Source organism: Nostoc sp. NMS2, from assembly GCF_017115105.1.
In the GTDB taxonomy this organism is placed as follows: Bacteria; Cyanobacteriota; Cyanobacteriia; order Cyanobacteriales; family Nostocaceae; genus Nostoc.
The window spans coordinates 1-6,675 of record NZ_JABXKH010000143.1 but is presented as its reverse complement, the minus strand read 5'-3'; the positions used below and the strand labels follow the sequence as shown (position 1 = coordinate 6,675).

Sequence of the window (6,675 nt, the reverse complement as noted above, 5' to 3'; positions counted from 1 at the left end):
TAAAGGTATTTATATTTTAATTTATTGTACCTCATAACAGACGCAAGTGCTGTATAGGAATCATATTTGATTTCTGAAAAAGATTACGAGATAATACGGAGGAATGTATCTGTCTAACAGAGAACAATGATAAACCAGAATCTACAGGCTGCGATACCTTCGGTGAGCTTCGCTAACGCAGAACTACAAGAATTTATAGATAATCGCCCAGATGCGCGTGAGGTGAGGAAAGCATTGGCAGTGAAACTGGTGTATCAAGGCTACAAATATGAAGAAATTCAAACAATTTTAGATGTGTCTGTGGGGTCGATAACAAGCTGGAAGCAAGCCTACAAAGAATATGGAATATCGGGACTGCGCCTCAATTATAAAGGAAGAAAAAGTTACTTGAGTGATGAACAGATTCAAGAAGTATTGAGTTGGTTGCAAACGAAGGATATTTGGGAGCTTGGTGAACTAGAGTACAAATTAGCATTTGAATATGATGTCATCTACGACTCAAAACGAAGCTATTACGATTTATTTGACGCGGCGGGAATTAGTTGGAAGAAAACAACTGCTTTGAATCCCAAAGCTGACGAGGAGGCTGTTGCTGTCAAAAAAAACAGTCTTGTTACATTGTTGGCAAGCAACAGAGAAGAAATAGAAGCAGGAAGGCTAAGAGTGTTACTCATAGATGAATGTCATCTGTTGTGGGGAGACTTAACTGGTTATGTTTGGGGAAAAACTGATCAAGAAATAGCAGTTGGAGTTGTTAACGAGCGAGATAAACAGACATACTATGGGGCAGTTGACTATCTTAATGGTAAGTTACTTCTCAAAGCTTACAGTGCTGGTAATTCAGAGAATACCATTGATTATTTAGCTTACTTATTAGATCAGTCTCCTAACCAACGATTACTTCTGTTTTGGGATGGTGCTTCTTACCATCGTTCACATCTAGTTCAAAACTTTTTAGGACAAATAAATCAAGGTTTATCTCCAGAGCAATGGAAAATTCATTGCGTCCGCTTTGCACCTAATTGCCCATCACAAAATCCAATTGAGGATATTTGGTTACAAGCTAAAACATGGGTGCGGCGTTTCTGTGCTTTGATTCCTTCGTTCTCACATCTGAAGTGGATGTTTGAGTGGTTTATCCGACACACACCTTTGATTTTGCCACTCTTCAAATGTACGGAGCTTTTTCAGAAATCAAATATTAGTCCTATAGTTAGCGATTTATGTTAAGCGAAACGTATTTTTATTCTTATTAACTCAAACTTGCGCTTCTTGCTGTTGATATAAGCAATAATAAAGCCCTGTTAAATCCATGAGTTCTGTATGAGTACCTTGTTCAGCAATCCTTCCCTGACTCATCATCAAAATCACATCGGCATTTTGAATTGTCCCTAGCCTGTGGGTAATGAAAAATACTGTCCTTCCCTTAAATACTTGGGCTAAATTCAAGCAAACTTGGCGTTCAGTAGCATAGTCAAGTGCGCTGGTAGCTTCATCTAGAATCAACAGAGGTGGGTTTTGTAGTACAGTCCGAGCGATCGCAATTCGTTGTCTTTGTCCGCCCGATAAAGCCGAACCCCTCTCTCCAACACGAGTTTCATAGCCGCTGGGTAGATTCATGATAAAGTCATGAGCGCAAGCAATCTTAGCAGCCTCCACAATTTCTGATGGTGTGGCATCAGGCATAGTCAGGGCAATGTTTTCTTGTACCGTAGTATCAAATAACAAAGTGTCTTGCAACACCATGCCGATTTGTTGACGTAGGGAGTAGAGTTCTACCTTATTAATGTCATAGCCATCAATTTTGATGCGACCAGAGTCTAATTCATAAAGTCGAGGTAAGAGTTTGGTTAATGTGCTTTTACCAGCACCACTTTGACCCACAACTCCAACAAACATACCAGCTTCGATATCAAGATGAACGTTGTTAAGTTGTGGGTTAGGACTTTTGGCGAAGCTGAAAGTAACACTTTCATACTGAACTGTGCCAACAATTGCTGGCATAGGGATGTTATTACGCCCTGCAATTTCTGTTTCCTGGGGAGTATCGAGAATATCAGCCAAACGTTCTAGCGATAAAGCTGTTTCTTGGAAATTCTGCCATAATTGAATTAACCTTAACAAAGGACTTGTGACATAACCTGCGATAATGCGGAAAGCAATTAACTGTCCCAAAGTTAGTTTTTGCTGCAATACTAGATATGCTCCTACCCATAATAAAAGTAAGCTTGATAGTTTATTGAGGAAGTTGGAAAGGGAACTAGCAGTATTGCTTGTCAGAACATTCTCAAAACTAGCACTAATATATTTCCCATAACGAGATTGCCATTGCCAGCGAGAATTCAGTTCAATATTTTGGGCTTTGACCGTTTGAATGCCTGATACTACTTCTACTAAATAAGATTGGGTGTCAGCATTGCGTTCGGCTTTAGTTCTAGTTTGGCTACGAATAATGGGTGCAAATATAAAGGTTAATAAAGCAAAGAGCGGTACTGTTGCCAGTGCTACGATAGTTAGCAGCCAGCTATAAAAAATCATGACTACAATATAAATAACAGAGAAAATAGCATCTAAAACAACAGTTAATGCTGTACCAGTGAGGAAAGAGCGAATATTTTCTAATTCGTTGATCCGGCTAGATATTTCCCCAACAGGGCGCTTCTCAAAATAACGTAGTGGTAAGCGTAATAGGTGGTCGATTACTTCCGAACCCAAACTTAAATCAATCCGATTGGTGGTATCGACAAATAAGTTGGTACGCAGCCAAGTAATAATGCCCTCTACTATCGCCATTGCTATGAGCAGAAAGCCAAGAACGTTGAGAGTATTAATCCCGTTTTGAATGATAACTTTATCAATAATTACTTGGGTGATTAAAGGGTTTGCTAGCCCCAATAATTGGACGAATAGTGAAGCGATGAAGACTTCAATTAAAACAGTACGATGCTTTTTGATAGCAGGTAGGAACCAACTTAAACCAAATCGCTTTTGAGGAGTTTCTTTAGTGGGTTGCAACAGAAGTACTTGCCCCTCTTCCCCCCAAGTTTCAGCAAAATCGACTGGCTTCTTGCGGACAATGCCTTGTTCTGGAATGCCAAGAACTAGTTCAAATTCAGTGGCTTTGTAAAGAATTGCATAGCTATCTTGCCAAGGAATCAAAACTGGTGTGAGTAGTTTAGAGATAGCAACGGCAGGAACATTCACCAGTTGAGATGTAAGTCCCATCAATTCTGCCAAAGCACCACATAATTGAATGGAAATACTGCCTGTGCGCTGAAAGTTACTAACTAATGCACGGCGCAAGACATCGCGGCGAAATGGCATTCTTAAGTGTTGCGCTAGCATTTGAAAACAGGCGAGAGTTCCATCTACAGGGCCACGACCCGATATATGCGGGTATTTAATTCCTTGCCCTGGCTCTACTTCTTCTGTTTCTTCTGGGCGCTCTGGAGCGAATGGTGCGTTTGCCCAAATTCCAGTATCTGACAATGAGGCGATGTTAACGTCAGATTCAGTCATCCGCAGTGTCGGATCGGTAAAACCAACTAAGCGAACTTCTCCAGTAATGTTAGCTCGATCTGAGCCAAGATTTAGGCAAGATCCCACTGCATAGTTCGACCCTTTACTGCTAACTAACCACAGTAAATTAGGGTCTAATTGCTGAAGTGGTGTTGTGCCTGGAGGCAAGTTAAGGATAGTAGCCTGTTTTGTTGAAGCAGTAGCGAGTTCTTTAAGATTGTCTGGAATCTTACCTCGACGTTCTAGTTCTGCACCCAACAGGTCAAAAACTTCAACTAAGCTGCAATAGTTACGAAAAGCGTTAGCTATTATTGGTTCAAGTTCTAGTAGACTTAAGAAATCCGAGGCTTTGAGCGTTAGGCAAAGAGTTTCAACTGAGGCGATCGCTGTTGATACGGAAGTATAATTCTTGAGCAACTTCGGCATCTTTTGTGCGAATTAAGGAATAAATTACTTTGTCTAGCTGAGGCTTACATTGCAAAAAATAAGATTCTAGTTTTGTACCCCAGGTAGCTTGCTTGAACTTCTCAATTTTCAGTTCTCGCGTGGCAACAGCTTCTAGTTGCTCAAGACTCATGCTGTAATGCTTTAATACTTTTGCGACAGCTTCTGCTGTTGTCAGTTGATTGTTTTGGTAGAATTGCTCAATAACACCGAGTTTTTCTGATGGAGTGAGTTCTGTTAGGGAGATCGCCCCCTCGATGATCACCGAACGGCACAATTGCGGCAGCATTTGGAAACCAGCCAGTAGATGCGGAATTTCTGATTGGGTAATTGTCTGGTTGCCAATAGAGAGGTGAGCCATAGGGTGCCAGAAAGTGAGGGTAGAGGAACCTATATAATAATTTCCCTATCGCATCATGTATTGTAGGTTCTATTTATGACAATGATAGGTACACCTATATTGGACAAAAGGATAGCTGCTGAACACTTAGATATACTGAAGGTAATTGTACCATTGGTGGCAGTGTAGTCAGTACCCGCATTTGCTGTGCCATCTGCTGTAGCGTATTTGACGGAGATTGGTTTGGCACTGGCTGCGTCGAGGCTGATAGTGTAGGTGATGCTTGTCGCGCCGTTATCTGTTTCGGTAATTGTTCTGTCGCCAATCGTTATACTTGGTGGTGCGTCGTTATCAAGAATTGTACTTACAGCTTGGTTCTTGGTAATTGTAGCGTTTGTGGCATCGCTCAAGTTGAGGAAGAAGGTTTCGTCAAATTCATCGATGGTATCGCCAAGTACCAGTACCGTAATGGTTTTGCTGGTTTCACCAGGAGCAAAGCTGATTGTACTGTTGGTGGCAGTGTAGTCATTACCCGCACTTGCTGTCCCATCGGCTGTTGCATATTTGACGCTGATGGGTTTGGCGCTAGGTGTGGAGAGGTTAACTGTGTAGGTGATGCTTGTTGTACCGCTATCTCCTTCAGTGATGCTTCTGTCGCCAATCGTTATACTTGGTGGTGCGTCGTTATCAAGAATTGTACTTACGGCTTGGTTCTTGGTAATTGTAGCGTTGGTAGCATCACTCAAGTTGAGGAAGAAGGTTTCGTCAAATTCATCGATGGTATCGCCTATTACCTGTACTGTGATAGTTTTACTGGTTTCACCAGGAGCAAAGCTGATTATACCATTGGTAGCGGTGTAGTCATTACCCGCACTTGCTGTCCCATCGGCTGTTGCATATTTGACGCTGATGGGTTTGGCACTGGGTGCGTCGAGGCTGATAGTGTAGGTAAGTGCGATCGCGCCGCTATCTGTTTCGGTGATGCTTCTGTCGCCAATCGTTATACTTGGCGGTGCGTCGTTATCAAGGATGGTGGTTACAGCTTGGTTCTTGGTAATTGTAGCGTTTGTGGCATCGCTCAAGTTGAGGAAGAAAGTTTCGTCGAATTCATCGATCGCATCTCCTAAGACTTGTACTGTAATGGTTTTGCTGGTTTCACCGGGAGCAAAGGAAACTATTCCGTTGGTGGCAGTGTAGTCAGTACCCGCAGTTGCCGTACCGTCGGCTGTTGTGTAATTAGCACTAACGGGTTTACCACTGGGGGCATTGAGGTTAATGGTGTAGGTGACGTTGAGTGTACCATTGTCTCCTTCGGTGATGATTCTGTCACCAATTGTTAATGTTGGGGCTGCGTCATCGTCGAGGATGGTGACTGTGGCTTGGTTGGTAAGAATTATGGCGTTGGTGGCATCGCTGAGGTTGACGAAGAAGGTTTCGTCAAATTCGTCCAGGGTGTCGCCAATTAGTTGGACGGTAATGGTTTTACTGATTTCTCCAGAGGCGAAGCTAATTGTACCGTTGGCGGCTGTGTAATCACTGCCAAAAGTTGCTGTACCGTCGGTGGTGGAGTAGTTAGCGGTGATGGTTCTTCGGCTGGCTTCGCTCAAGTTGGCGGTAAAGACGGCGTACTTGTTACCGTTGTCACCTTCGATAATTGAGATATCGCTTGCCTGAATTGTGGGTGGTTTCTTCACCGTGACAGTCATGGTATCGTTGGTAACTGCGCCGTCTTTGTCGGTGATGGTGAGGGTGACGGTGTATTCGCCATTTTGGGTATAAATGTGGTTGGGGTTGAGAACGCTTGTTACAGTGTTACCATCACCGAAGTTCCACTCGATTGTGTGGGTATCTAATATACCGGAGTCGGTAAATTGTCCGTCGAAGATGACGGGTTCGTTTTGGTACATGGTTTGGTCTGTACCTGCGTTGACGGTGGCAGCGACGTTGTTGACTTTTGTCAATAGGGTTTGGGATGTAGAAGCGCCGTCAGAGTCGCTGACTGTAAGGGTGACAGTGTAAATTCCATTGTCACCGAAGGTGTGGCTAATATCTTTACCTTGTACGGGGGCAGAACCATCGCCAAAGTTCCAGGTGTAGGTGAGGGTATCGTTCCCAGGGTCGATGGCTGTGGCGGTGAAGTTGGCTGGTGTGCCTTCTGCTACTTCTGTTGTACCTGTGAGTTGAGTGATAGTTGGTGCTACATTGTTGACGATAACAGTTAAGGTATCGCTGCTTACACCTCCGTCTTTATCAGTAATGGTAAATTTGGCGGTATAAGTGCCGTTGTTGGCATAAATGTGGGTAGGGGTGAGAGTGCCATCTTACGGGGGGACAAAAAGGGCTAGAATGCAGATAGAATAAGCCTCATTGCC

General features: G+C 43.3%; 4 protein-coding genes and 1 pseudogene. 1 reads left to right on the top strand and 4 read right to left on the bottom strand.

Features of this window, described 5'->3' with window-relative positions:
* Positions 1 to 126 precede the first annotated feature (126 nt).
* Positions 127 to 1,205, top strand: a protein-coding gene (locus tag HWQ36_RS25450; protein WP_292707982.1) for an IS630 family transposase whose coding sequence is annotated in 2 segments (ribosomal slippage) — positions 127 to 1,147 and positions 1,147 to 1,205 — 1,080 coding nt in all. Because the reading frame shifts where the segments join, the coding sequence is not laid out codon by codon here.
* Positions 1,206 to 1,257: 52 nt separating this feature from the next.
* Here the strand turns inward: HWQ36_RS25450 and HWQ36_RS25445 are convergent.
* The 4 genes and pseudogenes from HWQ36_RS25445 to HWQ36_RS34435 form a co-directional block, all read right to left on the bottom strand.
* Positions 1,258 to 3,945 (bottom strand): peptidase domain-containing ABC transporter, encoded by a 2,688-nt coding sequence (locus HWQ36_RS25445; protein ID WP_292707979.1) that lies wholly within the window; start codon positions 3,943 to 3,945, stop codon positions 1,258 to 1,260.
* Complete coding sequence (locus tag HWQ36_RS25440) at positions 3,890 to 4,324, bottom strand: hypothetical protein (protein ID WP_292707976.1); 435 nt, start codon at positions 4,322 to 4,324, stop codon at positions 3,890 to 3,892. The genes HWQ36_RS25445 and HWQ36_RS25440 overlap by 56 nt, the downstream gene beginning before the upstream one ends.
* 53 nt (positions 4,325 to 4,377) lie before the next feature.
* Positions 4,378 to 6,264, bottom strand: coding sequence for a Calx-beta domain-containing protein (locus HWQ36_RS25435; RefSeq protein WP_292707973.1), 1,887 nt, complete (start codon positions 6,262 to 6,264; stop codon positions 4,378 to 4,380).
* Positions 6,265 to 6,324: 60 nt separating this feature from the next.
* A pseudogene (locus tag HWQ36_RS34435) lies at positions 6,325 to 6,492 on the bottom strand (PKD domain-containing protein); the annotation flags it as partial.
* Positions 6,493 to 6,675 lie beyond the last annotated feature (183 nt).